Genomic DNA, 15,381 nt, shown 5'->3' with positions numbered 1-15,381 from the left:
ATTTGGGAGTTAGAATAAGAGATGTTTATTCCTTGCGATGACGCTAAGCGTCTAATTAAAGAAAAAAAAGCACAATTAGTGGACGTTCGTACTCCAGAAGAATTTGCAATGAGCAAGTTGCCTGGTGCGATTAATATTCCTTTACAGGATATCGATCGTGTTGGTGAGAGCATTTTGGATAAGGATTTGCCGGTAATCGTATTCTGTCGTTCAGGACAGCGTTCGCACATGGCCATGCAGATTTTAGTATCGCAGAACTTTGACGAGGTTTATAACCTTGGCTCGTTCATGGCATGGAATCAGTGTCCGGATATCTAGTCACAATTTAATATTGTTTGAAAGCGCCTATGGCGCTTTTTTTGTATTGGTACATCGGTTTTTGAATGAAGGGTAAGACGACATGAAGCTGGCTTTGCATTGGCAAATTTTAATCGCGTTACTGTTGGCTACGGTGATGGGGAGTTATACAGGTACCGAAGGAACGATTATGGGGGTGCATTGGTTAGCGGTGTATACCTTTATCGGAACTTTGTTTTTGAATGCGTTGAAGATGATTGTCGTGCCGTTGGTGATGTCGGCCATCATTACCGGAATCGGTAACGTCGGTACTCAAGGCGGCTTCGGGCGCTTGGGCGGAAAAACCTTGAGCTACTACGTGGCCACCAGTTTTATTGCGATTATGGTCGGATTGGTTTTGGTCAATGTGATTCAACCGGGTGTTTCGGATAATCCGCCGCCGGTCATTGAAGCAAATGCGCAAGTTTCCCAGGCGGTTGAAGGTAAGTCGGCCGGAGACGTGGTGGAAGTGTTTTTACGAATGATTCCGACCAATATCGTCAATGCTGCGGCTCAGGGACAAATGCTGGGATTGATTTTCTTCAGTCTGTTGTTCGGCTTTTTCATGACAAAAATTCAAGGCGGGCCGCGTGAAACTCTAATGAATTTCTGGCAGGGCGTATTCGACGTCATGATGTTGATGACCGGATGGATCATGAAGTTTGCCCCTTTGGGGGTGTTCGGTCTGGTTGCCGCTTCGGTGGCTAAAACCGGATTTGACCAGTTCGGCAATTTAGCGCTGTTCTTTATGACGGTGGTGTTGGCATTGGGTGTTCATCTGTTGGTGGTGATGCCGCTGATCCTTCGTTTTGTCGGCGGTGTCAAGAATCCTTGGCTGCATTTTCAGGCCATGGCTCCGGCTCTGTTGACCGCATTTTCGACCAGTTCTTCTTCATCGACCTTGCCGGTCTCTATGAGTTCTTTGGAAAATCGCGCCGGTGTTTCCAACCGAATCACCAGTTTTGTGTTGCCGTTGGGAGCAACGGTAAACATGGACGGTACGGCATTGTATGAGTGCGTGGCAGCGGTATTTATTGCACAGCTGTTCGGCGTGCCTTTGGATTTTGGGACGCAATTGTTGATTGTCGTGATTGCCCTGACGACTTCCATCGGGGTGGCAGGTATTCCTTCGGCCAGTCTGGTGGCGATCAGTATTATTTTGGTGGCGGTCGGATTGCCTGCTGAAGCGATTGGGCTGTTGTTAGTCGTCGACCGTTTGCTGGATATGATGCGCACCGCGGTAAATATTTTCAGTGACTCGGTGGGTGCGGTGGTAATCGCCAAATCCGAAGGCGAGAAAGACGTTTTGGTTTCAAAAAACTTTTAGTTTTTGAGGGCCGTCTACTTTAAGCCGGCCTGTTTGGTTTTTAGGGAAGAACAAGCATGAAAGTCGTATTTTCGGAATTGGCGAATTCAAATGTGGAGCATGGCGAAGCGTTAGCTGAATTGTTAAAGGAGAGCATCCAGCAACGTCTGCCCGAACTGCAAAACGAGTTTGTTCAGGATTTGTCGCATATCAGTCAAGCCGCAAGCTTTTCTGGGAATATGACGATTGATGGGGTTGAGTATTTGAAAGATCACCTCTATCGTTGCGATTATTCTTATGACTGGCAGATCGCTTGGACTTGCGCCGGAACGCAGGAAGCGGGGCGCGTTAACGAAAAAGTGCGCTTTACCGTGGATGACAACGGCGAGTTGCACTTTAAGTTTCTTAAGTTGGATGCATGACAGGGTCTTAGCCGGAACTTAACTTTTTAAATCCGGTCTTTCCACTTGAACGGCGTTTTGCCGTTCGGTCTTAAAGTTTATTTTTCATTGAAAGGGTAGTCGAGCAATTCGACGCCGCTTTCTTCCGATACTTTGATGATTTTCGTTTCCGGGCGCCAATCGCCTAATACCCAGCGATTTTTTTTCTTACCGTCTACTTCAATTAGATGATGCGCCGGACGATGAGTGTGTCCGTGGATCAAATGATCGACTTCAGGATATTCCGAGAAAAGTTTCTTAACCGCCTGAGGGTTCACATCCATGATGTTTTCCGTCTTGTTCTGACTGAATTTCTTGGACTTCTCTCGCATGTTATGACCGATCTGCAACCGCTTCTTCTGCGGCAGTCTTAAGAATAACCAAGTGACGATCGGGTGGCGCAAAATCTTGCGCATTTTCTGATATTCGCGGTCGTCGGTACAAAGCATGTCACCGTGCATTAATAACAGCTGTTGACCGTGAATCGTTAGCTTTTCTAATTGTTTCAGCGGTTGAATACCGGTGTTCCGCCAAAACCCTTTTCGCATTAAAAAGTCGCGGTTGCCGAACAATAGGTAAATTGGAATACCGCTTTTGGTCAGTTTTCTAAAATGCTCAATGACGGTTTGATACAGTGGAATACTGATGTCATCGCCCACCCACATCTCGAACAGGTCGCCGAGAATATAAAGGGCTTCTGCCTTAGGTGCTTCGTGCGTCAGAAATTCCGTAAACGCCAAATTGATCGGATGATCGGTTTCCGTTTGCAAATGGACGTCGGCAATGAATAAGGTATGTGTGCTCATGCGGTGATTTTACCAGAGCCGGAGCGTGGAATGGTTTGCCGTAATACATTTTGTGAAACAAAAAAGACAAAAACGGGAGAGGGAAATAAAAAAAACCGACGGTTCCGTTAAGAATCCGTCGGTTTTTTATCGAACCGGTACTTTGAAAGCGTCGGTTGAAAGTCGATTTTGAAGCGTATTAGTCTTCGATCAACGTGGTTTTGGTGATTAGAATGTCTTCAACCGGAACGTCCTGATGGCCGCGGCGACTGGTGGTTTCCACTTTCGCCATCGCATCCACAACGTCCATACCGTCAACCACTTTACCGAATACGGCATAACCCCAACCTTGCGTGTCTTTACCGCTGTGGTTAAGGAAAGAGTTGTCTTTTAGGTTGATGAAGAACTGAGTCGTTGCCGAATGAGGATCCATCGTACGTGCGTAGGCGATGGTGCCGCGCTCGTTTTTCAAACCGTTATCCGCTTCGTTTTCAATCGGCTCACCGGATGGTTTGTCTTCCATGCCAGGAAGCAATCCGCCACCTTGAACCATGAAGTTTGGAATAATACGGTGGAATAGGGTGCCGTTAAAAAAACCGTCCATGACATAGTGAATAAAGTTTTCGGTACCGATCGGCGCTTTTTCGGCGTCTAATTCAACGGTAATGTCACCCATGGTGGTTTGAATAATCACTTTAGGCATTGTTGTTCCTTTGTTTTATCAGTTATAGAGTTAGAGTTCGTTTATTTGATCTGACGCGCTTTTTCGATCACGACAGGCGTAACCGGTACGTCGCCATGCCCGTTATTGAAGCCGGTCTTGACCTGACGGATCTGGTTGACCACTTTCATCCCCTTGATAACGCGACCGAAAACCGCATAGCCGTATGCGCGAGCGGTTTTTTCACGGAAATCCAAGAAGCTGTTTTGTGCGACGTTGATAAAGAATTGCGCCGTGGCGGAGTGCGGGTCGTTGGTACGCGCCATAGCTACCGTTCCGATCTGGTTGCGCAGCCCGTTATCCGCTTCGTTTTGGATCGGTGCGCGAGTGATTTTCTTATTCATGTTTTCGGTGAATCCACCGCCTTGAATCATGAAATTTGGAATCACGCGGTGAAAGATCGTGCCGTCATAGAAACCTTCATGAACATACGCCAAAAAGTTCTCGACGGTTTTAGGTGCTTTGTCAGGGTATAGTTCAATCAAGATGTTACCCATATTGGTTTCAAGCATGACTTGAGGGTTGTCGGTTTTTTCAGCGGTAGAGGATTCCGCTTGAGTAGCCGGGCTTAAAAAAAGCCCTAAAAGGGCGATTTGTAGCGCTAAAAATAGTCGTCTGGTCATGTCTGATTCACTCCGAATAAAATGTCATTTAAGGTACAATAGGCGACATTCTAACATTAGAGCCCTTTGTGCAACTACTCCACGGTTAATTTTTGGCGAAATTAGCATTTCGTTGGGTGGTCTGGTGGTGCAAACGGCGCAATGAGTGAGCATGATTAAATCCGTTAAAAGGCCGTATTGCAGCCGTCGGAAGATACCGGATAGCGTTTTTAAAACTGAACGGATCCGGTCAAGTTCACTACACCCCCTTAGCAAATTTGAAGAACAGGCATAGAGAGCATTATGGCATTGCAGATTTATAACACCGAAACCCGTCAAAAAGAGACGTTCACTCCGATTCACCCAGGCAAGGTAGGTATCTATGTGTGTGGTGTGACGGTGTATGACTTGTGCCACATCGGTCACGCGCGTGTGATGGTGGTGTTCGATACGGTGGTGCGCCACTTGAGAAGTTTGGGGTACGACGTTAATTACGTGCGTAACATCACCGACATCGACGACAAGATCATCAAACGCGCTTTGGAAAATGGTGAGTCGATTCAAGATTTGACGACGCGCATGATTGCGGAAATGCATACCGACGAAACGGCGATGAATGTGTTGCGTCCCGATATGGAGCCGAAAGCGACCGAATATATGGATGAAATCAAACATATGATTCAGACGTTGATCGACAAAGGTTATGCGTATCCGGCCGAAAACGGCGATGTCTATTTCAAAGTAAAATCTTTTAAAGAATACGGCCGTCTGTCCGGAAAGAATCTGGAAGAGCTTGAAGCCGGTTCGCGTGTCGAAGTGAATGAAATCAAACAGGATCCGATGGATTTCGTTTTATGGAAAGCGTCAAAAGAGAACGAACCTGCTTGGGATTCAAACTGGGGCGGCGGACGTCCGGGCTGGCACATCGAATGTTCGGCGATGTCGACCAAGTGTCTGGGCAACCATTTCGATATCCATGGCGGCGGTATGGATTTGTCTTTCCCTCACCATGAGAACGAGATCGCGCAATCGGAATGTGCTACCGGCGAGCATTATGTGAACACCTGGATGCACTGCGGTTTCGTGCGCATCGACGACGAGAAAATGTCGAAGTCATTGAACAATTTCTTCACCATTCGTGAAGTGTTGAAAATGTACCATCCGGAAGTGATTCGTTACTTCCTGCTGGCAAGCCATTACCGCAGCCCGGTCAACTATTCGCAAGAAAACCTTGAAGCGGCAAAAGCCAGTGTCGGACGTTTGTATTCCGCGATTGAAACGGTTGCTCCGGGCGAGCCGGTCTCCGATTCACAATTTGAAGCGGACTTTATGGCCGTGATGAACGACGACTTCAATACGCCTAAAGCGATGGCGATTCTGTTTGATTTGGCTAAAGAGGTTAATAAGCAGAAGGATGCAGGCTTGTCCGGTCTATTGGTTAAGTTGGCGAACCAAATCGGTTTGTTGATGCAGGATGCGGAAACCTACTTTAAATCCCAACCGACGGATTCCGAATTCAGTGACGAGCAGATCGAAGCATTGATTGAAGAACGTAAACAGGCGCGTGCCGAAAAGAACTTTGCGCGTTCGGATGAAATTCGTGATCAGTTGTTGGAGCAGGGGATTGAATTGTTGGATTCTGCCGAAGGAACGACGTGGCGTAGAGGTTGATTCGAGAGGTTGATCTTTATGCGTAGGAGGGTGGTATTTTAGAATATGCTTATATCCTTATATTTAGTAAGTGTATGAAAAAACGTTAAATATTATTAAAAAATAAATATTTATACTTGACTAGATTAGGAAACGCTAATATACTTTGCACATTCATGTTTCTTCATGAGTATCCTCCTCTGATTATTTCTATATGAGATAATGTTTAAACCCCAGTTGTCCACTGGGGTTTTTTTTGCCCCAAATTTCTGTCGCTTTTTTCCATGCCTTTTTATACAAATGGTTTCATTTCATCCATGTGTATTGCGGTCGTTTTTTCTTATTAATTTTAGAAAGGCTGGAGTGTTTTGTATGAAAGCTTATTTGTTGTCTTTTGACGTTTCTGCCTGAACGGGTTGGATATAAGGCATCACATCCTGAAGACGGTCATACTTCTTATTCAAAAGGGATTTGAAGATAGTGGTGTATTCCAGCACGGCTTTGACATAAGCGCGGGTTTCCGAAAAGGGAATCGAATCGATCCATTGATCCGCCGGAAGGCTTTGATCGGTCGGCAGCCAGGAATCCACGCGTTGAGGCCCGGCATTATAAGCGGCGGTCGCCAACACTTTGTTGCCGTCGTATTTCTTATATAGGTAGCTTAAATAGGCGCTGCCCAGTTCGATATTGGATTGCGGTTTGATCAGTTCTGAATAATTGGTTTTTTTAATGCCGATTTTGCGGCCGATGTATTTGGCGGTTTTAGGCATGAGCTGCATCAGCCCGATAGCGCCCGCCGATGAACGGATCGTTTGCGAGAAAGCGCTCTCACGGCGGATTACACCGTAAACCCAGGCCGGATCGACACCGTGTTTTTCAGCACTGCGCATGACCGGAGTCTTGTGCGGAGTCGGGAAGCGGATGCTTAAATCATTCCATTTTTGTGCCTTGGCTGCAGTACTGATCGCCATTGAATGTTGATTCCATTGGTCGGTCAGGATGGCGACCGCATGCAGTTCGGTCGGTTCTAGACGATCCAGAAGGCTGTACCATTCCCGTTTGGCACTGATGATCCAGTCGATCGCCAAGAGTTCTTGCATGCGTTGTAATTGCGGATATTTTTTAATCAACGCTTGGCTGTCGATCGGCTTGACCGGATCGGGATTGAACTGATAGTCGGTTTTAAGGATGTCGGCGGCCAGGAACGCATAAAAATTACGTTGTTTCGCCAGTGTGCGGTATATCACATTGGCCGTATTGATTTGGCCGGTTGCAGCTAAAGCACGGGCTTTCCAGTATAACCATTGCTTTTCGGACTGTTGTTCGTGATCCATTAATTCAATGGTCTCAAGCAGTAAGCGCCAGTTGGAGTTTTTAAGGGCGATTTGCGCCTGCCATCTTAAACTGTCTTCGGAAGCCGCGCCGTTGCCGTTTACCGCCTGGAGGTATTCACTTGCTTTAGGGTTGTAGCGATAGGCACTGCGTAAGGCGATGCTTTGTTGCAGGCTACGGTACTGTTGTGGAGAAAGGCCGTATTGTTTGTAAAATCGTTTTAAGCTGCTCAGTGCCTGTTCCGGTTCTTCATTCGCCAAGCGTTTCACGGCTTGAGTGAAAATCTGTTTTTTGACGACCGGACTGATCTCTTTAGGCAGCGGTTTTAGAATCTCTTCCGGTTTCTTGTACACGGCCAGCCAATGATTGAACATTTTGCGCTCTTTGGCGGAAAGGTCCTTAGAGAGTTTTTGGGCCAATGTCGTGCGGTGTTTTTGCATTGCCAGGTCAATGCGGTGCCAGATCATCGAACCGGTCAGTTGATTGTGCTTTCTGAGCAGTTTATCCAACGGTGCACAGGCTTTGCTGAGTTCCCGGCCGGTTTGCCAGAGTTTTTGCGCCGACTTCAGAGCGGAGTTCAGTTGTTTGTTATTGGCTTGCGCTTGAGCGAAATAACATTGCAGATCGCGGTCTTTTTGCGGTTTATAGTGCTTTAGATATTGCGACCATTGGCGGTTTTCGGCCAGGTAATCGAGCCACTTAGTGTACAGTCTATCGCCTAGATAATTGTTTCGGTTATCGTCGATGAATTTAAGAACCAAAGAGCTGGGCGTGCTTTTGAAGTGCAATCGAAAATCGTGATAAAGCACATAAGGGTAGAGCGGGTAATCTTTGAGCTTGGCCTTGTAATTGGCAATGGCTTTACGATCATTGATCTTGATGGCTTGGTAGGCGTCAAGAAACGTTTGTTGCTTTTCCGTCAGAGCGCTGGCCGCTAGAGCCGGACTCGATGAGCCAAATAGCAAAGCCGTCAGTTGAAGCAGGGTAAAAACAGCCATCCAGACAGCAGACAACCGACCCTTTAGAAGGGTGTGTTGTGTCTGCTGTGTGGTATTAAGTCTCTTGATCATAAGGTATTTTCAGGACTTGGCCGGGCTTTAGAAATGCTTTTTCTTTAAGTTGATTGTAGCGCGCAATCGTTTTGGTTGAAAGGTTGTTTGCCTTGGCGATATTCCATAAGCTGTCACCTGCCTTGACGACATAATTACGGAATTTGGCCGTCGGTTTCTTGCTGTCGGATGGCTGCCATACGGTCAGTTTCATGCCGGGCTGAAGAACCTTGCTGGCTCTGATGCCGTTCCAACGGCTAAGTTGTTGAGTCGTTACGTCGAACTTCTTGGCAACCGTCCATAAGCTATCGCCTTTTTCCAACGTATATTCCGTTTGGTAGCCGTACTGATCGGAACGTATCGTCAATTTCTGCCCAGTACGTAAAGGCGTTTTAACGTCGATGCCGTTCCATTTGCACAAGGTTTTAGTATCGATGTTATAGAAGTGTGCAATCGTCCATAAGGATTCGCCCGAGCGTACCGTATGGATGGATTTAGGGCCTTTGTATTCCGGTTTTTGGGTCTCTTTTTGCACGAAAACTTTGGCGTAATGTTGCGGAATCGGAATCATCAAAGTTTTTCCGATGCGAAGCGAACTGTTTTTCATGTGGTTGAGCTTTTTGATCGCGCTGGCCGAGGTTTTATACTTCAGGGCAATCTCGCTTAAGGTGTCGCCGGACTTTATTTTGTGTTGGGTCCACTGGATGTCGAAGATTGAATCGTCTTTACTGATCTGGTCTTCGAATTGCATGTGATTTTCCAGCGGCAATACGATGTGGTAAGGACCGTTCGGCGGTGTGGCCGGTCTTAGGTAACCCGGATTCAGCAGGGCGAGCAGTTCGTTTGGCGTGTCGGAAATTGACGCCACCATATCCAGAGCAACCTGTTTGTCGAGTTTGACGACATTGAAGTAGGGTTTGTTCTCGATCTCTTCAAGCGTGATGTTGTATTCTTCGTGATTTTTAATGACGTAAGAGACGGCCAGTAGTTGCGGTACATAGTGCTGAGTCTCTTTCGGCAGGTAATGACGGATTTCCCAGAAACTTGGGGCGGTATTTTCAGGGTGTTTTTTCTGATATTTTTTAACCGCTTTCCAGACATTTCCGATGCCGCCGTTGTATGAGGCTAACGCCAACAGCCAATCGTCGTTATTCAATTTGTAGAGTTTTTGTAGATAGTCCAAAGCGGCTTGCGTGCTTTTTACGATATCTTGTCTACCGTCGTACCACCAGTTCTTTTCAAGGCCGTAAAGGTGTGCTGTTTGAGGAATGAACTGCCACAAACCGACCGCTCTTTGGTGCGAACGCGCTTCGGGCTGAAAACCGCTTTCGATAATCGGCAACAATGCGATTTCGTATGGCATGTTACGTTTTTTGACTTCGGAAACAATGTAGTGCAAATAAGGTTTGGCTCGCTCCGACACACGCGTTAAATGACGGTTGTTTCTCAGGTAGAAGTTCAAATATTCGTTAAAGTCATCCAGATGGTGATCGCCCAGCTTCAATTGCGAGGCGATTTCGTCCCAAAGGTTGTCGTAAGAGACAATGGCCGGTTTCGGTTGATCCAGTAAATTCAGGTCTTGGGTTACGACAACGTCGACGTGATTATGATTGCGTGAGTTTTTGGCCGTTTTACCGTGACCGTTCTGCGCGGCGTAGGCATCCGTCTGGATGGTCTGGTCGGTTTGGTTTTGAGGCAGTTGAGCGCAGCCGCCGAGCAGCCCCAAACTGCATAAACTGGCCAGTAGCGGTTTGAGCAAAAAGTTCGCCTTAACGGAAGTGATCGTATTTTGTGTCTGGTTTCTTAACGGTTTCATTGTTTTCGATTTTGCTCTATTTTGTCGCTATTTGCTTATTCGGTGCGTTGACCTTAAGGCGTGACCATTGAAATTAAATCCCGGTCGTCTAATTCGCCGGATTGATCCAATTCGTCTTTCCATGAACGCAGGGTTTTGAAAAGGCTTTCGGAATTGTCTTGGGCGCCTCTCGCCAATAATTTGGCTTTGATCGTCGGGGTGTCGAAACGCATAAACGGATTGGTGGCTTTTTCTTCGCCCAGCGTCGATTGCGCACCCTCATGATTCTGCGGGTAGCGGATGTCGAGTTTGAGAATACGTTGGCGCAAAGCTTCGTTTTCCGGTTCGACCAAATAGGCGAACTTGAGGTTGCTGACGGTGTATTCATGGGCGCAATAAAAGCCGATGTTATCGTCCAACGCTCTTAATTTCAGAATCGATTCTGCAAACTGCGAGAAAGTGCCGGTGAAACGTCGCCCGCAACCGGCGGTAAACAAGGTATCGCCGCAAAACAACATGTCCGAATTGTAATAGGCGATGTGATCGTCGGTGTGTCCGGGAGTATCCAGTACGTTGAGTTTCAATTCGGGAGATAGACGAACTTCGTCATCTTGTTTGACGCGGTGTTGAATGAAATCGTTGGCGGTTTTCTCAGGACCGTAGACTTCACAATCGGGAAAAGCGGCTTTAAGATCGGCAATGCCGTTGACGTGATCGTGATGGAAATGGGTGATGAGAATACCCTGTAAAGACAAGTTGTTTTGTTTGAGGAAATCGATCACTTGGATCGATTCACCGGGATCGACAACCCAGGCGTTTTGTTGTTGGGAAAGAACCCAAATGTAATTGTCGTAACTGCCGACCAGAGCAGGTATTCCAATGATCTTCATATAACCTTGTCTTTCTTTGTGTATGGAGTTGATATAATTGAACCCATTCTAACAAAATTATCCAATACTTATCAGTAAATAAACCCGGAGAAGTTGCGGTGAATCAAGGTTTTCAGCGGTTTTTGAAACAATGGTATCGAACCCCGAGCGGACGGCTGCTTTACGAGCAGGAACGTCATTTGGTTAAAGAGTCCGTTGCAAACCTCTTCGGATATTTTTTCGTGCAGTTGGGCTGCACTTCCGACAGTGAGTGGATTCAGAGCAGTCGCGTATCGAATAAGCTGATCTTAGACGATCAGTTGGACTATGACCTTATCAAAAAAAGCCGTGCCGTTGAGACCGCGCAAAATAATGACCGGCAAACACATGAAATAAATTGGGCGAAAGCGGATTTGGATTATCTGCCGATTGCCAAGGAATCCGCCGATGTGGTGTTGTTGCCGCATACTTTGGAAACCGTTCAGGATCCGCACTATCTGTTGCGTCAGGTCGACGGAATGTTGGTTCCGGAAGGGCATTTGGTGTTAACCGGATTCAATCCGTATGCCTGTGCGATTATCAAAAGCCGGTTGTCCAGGGAAAACAAAATGTTGCGCGAAGCCAATCTGGTGCGAAGTGGTAAGGTAATCGAATGGCTGGAAGTGTTGGGTTACGATATCGAAACCGTCAGTTACAGTACCATTTCCTGTTATGCGGGTACGACGACCTCCGATTCCGTGTTGGGCTGGCGAATTCTGGAACGTCTGGAAGCCTATTTGAATCGGATTGGTTTGCAGTTTGGCAATGTCTATTGTATTGTTGCGCGCAAACGAGTCGATGCTCCGAGAATGGTCGGATTAAGCTGGCAGAAAGCGCGTTGGTTGGGCTTTGCCAAACCGAATCAGATTGTGTCCGGACGAATCGATGCAAAACAGAATAAGTTGAAAGCGAAAGAGAGTGTAAATTGCAAACAATAGAAATCTTTACCGATGGCGGTTGCCGAGGCAATCCGGGGCCTGGAGGATGGGGTGCATTATTGCGTTTCAATCACCATGTTAAAGAGTTGAAAGGTTCTCAGGCGAATACGACCAATAACCAGATGGAATTGATGGCGGCGATTCAGGCGTTTGAAGCCTTGACTCGACCTTGTCACGTGAAAATGACCACCGATTCGCAGTATGTCAAAAACGGCATTACCCAGTGGATGGATAACTGGAAAAAGAAAGGCTGGAAAACCGCCGCGAACAAGCCGGTAAAGAATCAGGAATTGTGGCAGCGTTTGGATAAAGCGTTAGATGGTCATAAAGTCGAATGGTTCTGGGTGAAAGGGCATTCAGGCCATCCGGAAAACGAACGGGTGGACGAGTTGGCGAACGAGGCGATCGACGAGTTGCTTTCCAACAAGTAAACTTCAAATCCGTTCGGTCTCTTTAAGACTGTTTAAAGCCGATTAATACAAAACAGGCCCGGTAAGAATGATTCTTACCGGGCCTGTTTGTTTTCGGAATTTAGAAACCGGTATTGGTTGTTACCAGCTTAATTCAACGCCGCTTTTTTTGGTGATTTCTTCCAATTTGGCTTGATGGCGTCCCAGTTCTTCGTCCGAAGCGTAAAGAACCTTAAGCGGTAAACGATCACGGCTGATTTTATGAGCCGAAACATCACGTTCGCTGCCTTCGTTCTCGTCGGCGTTAAGCGACAGATTAGTCTGTCCGCCGGTCATGTTCAGGTAAACGTCGGCTAGAATCTCGGAGTCGAGTAGGGCGCCGTGAAGCGTACGACCGGAGTTGTCCACCATCAGGCGTTTACATAACGCATCCAATGAGTTGCGTTGTCCGGGATACATTTTACGCGCCATCTTCAACGTATCGGTAATGGTGCAGTGGTCTTCCAGACGCCCCCATTTATTATTGGGTAGCAACGACAATTCGTTATTGATGAAACCGACATCGAACGGCGCATTATGGATAATCAATTCCGCACCGGAAACGTACTCCATAAAATCGTCCACAATTTCAGCGAACACTGGTTTGCCGACAAGGAATTCGTTGGTGATTCCGTGAACCTCAATAACTTCTTGCGGCACTTCGCGTTCCGGCTGGATGTATTGGTGGTAATTGTTGTGAGTCAAACGGCGTTTGATCATTTCCACCGCACCGATTTCAATGATGCGGTCGCCGTTTTGCGGTTCAACCCCGGTGGTTTCCGTATCCAATATAATCTGACGCATTCCACTTCTCTTTGCTGTAAAATGTTTGCAAGTTATTCTAATGCAAAATTTGATAGAAAAGGACAGTTATGAAAATTAAAAAAGGCAGCCGTGTCAGCTTTCATTACGAACTGCGTGATGAGTCGGGTGAAGTAATTGACAGTACTTTTGGTGGTGAGCCGGTTATCTACATTCAAGGCGAAGGCGAAATCATTCCAGGTTTGGAAGAGTTGATGCAGGGCGAAGAAGCCGGGTTCGAAGCGAAAGTGACTTTGGAACCAGAAAAAGCTTACGGTCCGGTTAACGATGATTTGTTGGTATTCGCCGGTCCTGAAAATTTCGACGACGACGTTGAAATCGAAGTTGGTTCATCTGTCGAGACGGAAGACCCTGACGGAAATACGTTGACCTTCAAAATCACCGAAGTAAGCGAAGACAAGGTCTATCTGGACGGCAACCATCCTTTAGCCGGTAAGACGTTGGACTACAAAGTGGAAGTGCTTACGGTAGATTGATAGTCTATTTAACACTCGAACAATAAAAAAGCCTCCTAGTGAGGCTTTTTTATTGTTTGGAATACTCTACATTTCATAAAAACCTATCTCGTAAAAAATAATATTCATTTGCATGCTCTTGATTCCCTTTTATATCAGATGATGCTCTAGAAAAAGGAGGGATATTTAAGTAGTATTCACAGGGTAATTCTTTGTTTTTTTGAGTAGTTATTGTGGAGAAGGGCGTTCAGTGTGAAAAATATCTTGGTCTCCCTGTTTGTGATTTCTACACTCATTACCCTCAGTTCATGCTCTTACATGAAGAATGCTTCGATCCAGGCTGAGTACGCCCAGATTCAACAGGCGGATCCTGGGCAGGTCAATCTGAAACACATGATTGATAGAGAGACTTATTTTGTAATCGGTCAAACGATCGACAAAAAATCTAGATATACCAGTATTCCCCTTGCTGTAGCCGCTTATTCGAGCAAATACAAAGCAAACGAACGTGTCGATACGATGTATTTTGCCGGAGCGGGAACCCATTTCGGTTTGAATTTGCCTGAAGGCGATTATCAACTGCTGGTTTTTGCCGACCTGGACAATAATCAGGTTTTTGATTCAACGGAAGTGGTCGGTCAGAAAACGATCTCTTTGAATCAGACGACCTCGCCGGATAAGGTTCTGGATAGAATTAACGTCGAGTTATCATCCTCTCAGCGTATTGACTGGGTGGAGACGTTTTCAAAACCGAATCTCGCCGAGCCTAAAAAATCTTTATATTTTCCAACCGGAAGCATACGCAGTCTTGAAGACCCTCTGTTTTCCGAAAACATGGCCACGTTAGGCATGTACGATCCTGCGTCTTTTCTGGAAAAAGCACCAACGATGTTTTACGCTCTGGAAGAAGACCTTGCCTATAAAATACCAGTGGTATTTGTGCATGGTATCGGCGGTTCCGTTAGAGATTTTGAAACGATCGTCAGCCGACTTGATCGTAAACGCTATAAACCCTGGTTTTTCTACTATCCTTCGGGTGGCGACTTGAACCAATTGGCAGAATTCTTTCATAGGATATTCCTGTTCGGAAAAGTGATCAAACTGAATGAGATGCCGATGATTATCGTCGCGCACAGTATGGGCGGGTTGATCGTGAGGGAAGCCCTGAATAAATATGACAGTGATCAGAAAGAGAATAAAATCGGTCTGGTGGTTACGATTGCCTCTCCCTTTGGCGGACACCCGTCTGCGGCATTAGGTGAAAAGCATGGGCTGATCGTATTGCCTTCCTGGCGCGACTTAAACCCGGAAAGTCGGTTTATCAAAGAACTCTTCAGGAAGCCTTTGCCGAAAACGGTCGAGCATCAACTGTTCTATGCCTATGACAACCCGGCCACTTTGAAAATCAGCAAAAACAGCGATGGCGTTGTGCCGCTTTCGAGTCAATTACGCTTAGAGGCACAGCAGCAAGCGACGGGACAGCTCGGTTTTGAAAGCAGTCATACGGGGATTCTGAAAAATGAAGAGATGATCGATTTTCTCTTCACACGTATGAACCGGGTAAAGAACTTCTTCCCTGAATCTCATTTGGCGGTATTCCGTCAAGGTGGCTATGATGTGAAGTTAACGAACGACTATAGCCCGCAAAGCCAGTATGTCATTCATACCATGGGGAAATACTGGATGGCTGTTTCTAAGGGAACCCTCAAACCCTTCTATCCGGAACAGGAAAGGTTTCTCCGCGTCGTAAAAGGGGAGGAACCTCCAAAATATAAAGTGGTCAAGGATTGGCT

General features: G+C 46.6%; 15 protein-coding genes. 8 read left to right on the top strand and 7 right to left on the bottom strand.

From position 1 onward, the window contains the following. The first annotated feature begins 21 nt into the window (after nt 1-21). The 3 genes from ABY044_RS02345 to ABY044_RS02335 all read left to right on the top strand — a co-directional run bounded on the left by ABY044_RS02345 (nt 22) and on the right by ABY044_RS02335 (nt 2,064). Entirely contained in the window at nt 22-318 is a 297-nt protein-coding gene (locus tag ABY044_RS02345; RefSeq protein WP_373017763.1) for a rhodanese-like domain-containing protein, read from the top strand. An 82-nt stretch (nt 319-400) separates the two neighbouring features. Then, the gene (locus ABY044_RS02340) at nt 401-1,663 is read left to right on the top strand and encodes a dicarboxylate/amino acid:cation symporter (protein WP_373017761.1); all 1,263 of its coding nucleotides are present in this window, start codon (nt 401-403) and stop codon (nt 1,661-1,663) included. A gap of 56 nt (nt 1,664-1,719) precedes the next feature. Next, nucleotides 1,720-2,064 carry a hypothetical protein gene (locus ABY044_RS02335; RefSeq protein ID WP_373017759.1) on the top strand — a complete coding sequence of 115 codons (345 nt, stop codon included), beginning with the start codon at nt 1,720-1,722 and terminating at the stop codon, nt 2,062-2,064. Nucleotides 2,065-2,141: 77 nt separating this feature from the next. On the opposite strand, the gene ABY044_RS02330 is transcribed toward ABY044_RS02335, so the two are convergent. The 3 genes from ABY044_RS02330 to ABY044_RS02320 form a co-directional block, all read right to left on the bottom strand. Further along, nucleotides 2,142-2,888: a UDP-2,3-diacylglucosamine diphosphatase gene (locus ABY044_RS02330; RefSeq protein ID WP_373017757.1), complete on the bottom strand. Its 747-nt coding sequence runs from the start codon at nt 2,886-2,888 to the stop codon at nt 2,142-2,144. 178 nt (nt 2,889-3,066) lie between these two features. Further along, nucleotides 3,067-3,570 (bottom strand): peptidylprolyl isomerase, encoded by a 504-nt coding sequence (locus tag ABY044_RS02325; RefSeq protein ID WP_373017755.1) that lies wholly within the window; start codon nt 3,568-3,570, stop codon nt 3,067-3,069. Between the two features lie 41 nt (nt 3,571-3,611). Continuing rightward, on the bottom strand, nt 3,612-4,211 hold the full coding sequence (locus ABY044_RS02320; protein ID WP_373017753.1) for a peptidylprolyl isomerase: 600 nt from the start codon (nt 4,209-4,211) through the stop codon (nt 3,612-3,614). 282 nt (nt 4,212-4,493) lie between these two features. Here ABY044_RS02320 and cysS point away from each other — a divergent pair, with 282 nt between their 5' ends. Further along, entirely contained in the window at nt 4,494-5,861 is a 1,368-nt protein-coding gene (gene cysS / locus ABY044_RS02315; RefSeq protein WP_373017751.1) for a cysteine--tRNA ligase, read from the top strand. Nucleotides 5,862-6,220: 359 nt separating this feature from the next. On the opposite strand, the gene ABY044_RS02310 is transcribed toward cysS, so the two are convergent. From ABY044_RS02310 to gloB, 3 genes are read right to left on the bottom strand one after another with little or no spacing between them, the layout of a single operon-like run. Continuing rightward, complete coding sequence (locus tag ABY044_RS02310) at nt 6,221-8,242, bottom strand: transglycosylase SLT domain-containing protein (RefSeq protein WP_373017749.1); 2,022 nt, start codon at nt 8,240-8,242, stop codon at nt 6,221-6,223. Then, nucleotides 8,226-10,037 (bottom strand): LysM peptidoglycan-binding domain-containing protein, encoded by a 1,812-nt coding sequence (locus tag ABY044_RS02305; RefSeq protein ID WP_373017747.1) that lies wholly within the window; start codon nt 10,035-10,037, stop codon nt 8,226-8,228. Before ABY044_RS02305 ends, ABY044_RS02310 begins: the two co-directional genes overlap by 17 nt. A gap of 53 nt (nt 10,038-10,090) precedes the next feature. Continuing rightward, entirely contained in the window at nt 10,091-10,906 is an 816-nt protein-coding gene (gene gloB / locus ABY044_RS02300; protein WP_373017745.1) for a hydroxyacylglutathione hydrolase, read from the bottom strand. A 98-nt stretch (nt 10,907-11,004) separates the two neighbouring features. Here gloB and ABY044_RS02295 point away from each other — a divergent pair, with 98 nt between their 5' ends. Together ABY044_RS02295 and rnhA are read left to right on the top strand one after the other, a co-directional pair. Then, nucleotides 11,005-11,862: a class I SAM-dependent methyltransferase gene (locus tag ABY044_RS02295; protein WP_373017743.1), complete on the top strand. Its 858-nt coding sequence runs from the start codon at nt 11,005-11,007 to the stop codon at nt 11,860-11,862. Then, nucleotides 11,850-12,293, top strand: coding sequence for a ribonuclease HI (gene rnhA / locus ABY044_RS02290; RefSeq protein WP_373017741.1), 444 nt, complete (start codon nt 11,850-11,852; stop codon nt 12,291-12,293). The genes ABY044_RS02295 and rnhA overlap by 13 nt, the downstream gene beginning before the upstream one ends. Before the next feature lie 120 nt (nt 12,294-12,413). On the opposite strand, the gene dnaQ is transcribed toward rnhA, so the two are convergent. Then, nucleotides 12,414-13,115 carry a DNA polymerase III subunit epsilon gene (gene dnaQ, locus ABY044_RS02285; protein ID WP_373017738.1) on the bottom strand — a complete coding sequence of 234 codons (702 nt, stop codon included), beginning with the start codon at nt 13,113-13,115 and terminating at the stop codon, nt 12,414-12,416. Between the two features lie 68 nt (nt 13,116-13,183). Between dnaQ and ABY044_RS02280 the strand changes: the two genes are divergently transcribed. Both ABY044_RS02280 and ABY044_RS02275 read left to right on the top strand, forming a co-directional pair. After that, on the top strand, nt 13,184-13,609 hold the full coding sequence (locus tag ABY044_RS02280) for a peptidylprolyl isomerase (RefSeq protein ID WP_373017736.1): 426 nt from the start codon (nt 13,184-13,186) through the stop codon (nt 13,607-13,609). 231 nt (nt 13,610-13,840) lie between these two features. Next, nucleotides 13,841-15,381 (top strand): lipase family alpha/beta hydrolase (locus tag ABY044_RS02275; RefSeq protein ID WP_373017734.1); only part of this gene is annotated, 1,541 nt, incomplete at its 3' end.

This window comes from Thiomicrorhabdus sp., assembly GCF_041583835.1.
GTDB lineage: Bacteria > Pseudomonadota > Gammaproteobacteria > Thiomicrospirales > Thiomicrospiraceae > Thiomicrorhabdus.
Note: the sequence above shows the minus strand (reverse complement) of the source record. Positions and strands in the feature narration are given on the sequence as shown.

What these genes read in the sequence shown, in the direction of transcription:
- ABY044_RS02345 (WP_373017763.1), top strand. Translation starts at nt 22, where the DNA reads ATGTTTATTCCTTGCGATGACGCTAAGCGTCTAATTAAAGAAAAAAAA.
- ABY044_RS02340 (WP_373017761.1), top strand. Translation starts at nt 401, where the DNA reads ATGAAGCTGGCTTTGCATTGGCAAATTTTAATCGCGTTACTGTTGGCT.
- ABY044_RS02335 (WP_373017759.1), top strand. Translation starts at nt 1,720, where the DNA reads ATGAAAGTCGTATTTTCGGAATTGGCGAATTCAAATGTGGAGCATGGC.
- ABY044_RS02330 (WP_373017757.1), bottom strand. Translation starts at nt 2,888, where the DNA reads ATGAGCACACATACCTTATTCATTGCCGACGTCCATTTGCAAACGGAA.
- ABY044_RS02325 (WP_373017755.1), bottom strand. Translation starts at nt 3,570, where the DNA reads ATGCCTAAAGTGATTATTCAAACCACCATGGGTGACATTACCGTTGAA.
- ABY044_RS02320 (WP_373017753.1), bottom strand. Translation starts at nt 4,211, where the DNA reads ATGACCAGACGACTATTTTTAGCGCTACAAATCGCCCTTTTAGGGCTT.
- cysS (WP_373017751.1), top strand. Translation starts at nt 4,494, where the DNA reads ATGGCATTGCAGATTTATAACACCGAAACCCGTCAAAAAGAGACGTTC.
- ABY044_RS02310 (WP_373017749.1), bottom strand. Translation starts at nt 8,242, where the DNA reads ATGATCAAGAGACTTAATACCACACAGCAGACACAACACACCCTTCTA.
- ABY044_RS02305 (WP_373017747.1), bottom strand. Translation starts at nt 10,037, where the DNA reads ATGAAACCGTTAAGAAACCAGACACAAAATACGATCACTTCCGTTAAG.
- gloB (WP_373017745.1), bottom strand. Translation starts at nt 10,906, where the DNA reads ATGAAGATCATTGGAATACCTGCTCTGGTCGGCAGTTACGACAATTAC.
- dnaQ (WP_373017738.1), bottom strand. Translation starts at nt 13,115, where the DNA reads ATGCGTCAGATTATATTGGATACGGAAACCACCGGGGTTGAACCGCAA.
- ABY044_RS02280 (WP_373017736.1), top strand. Translation starts at nt 13,184, where the DNA reads ATGAAAATTAAAAAAGGCAGCCGTGTCAGCTTTCATTACGAACTGCGT.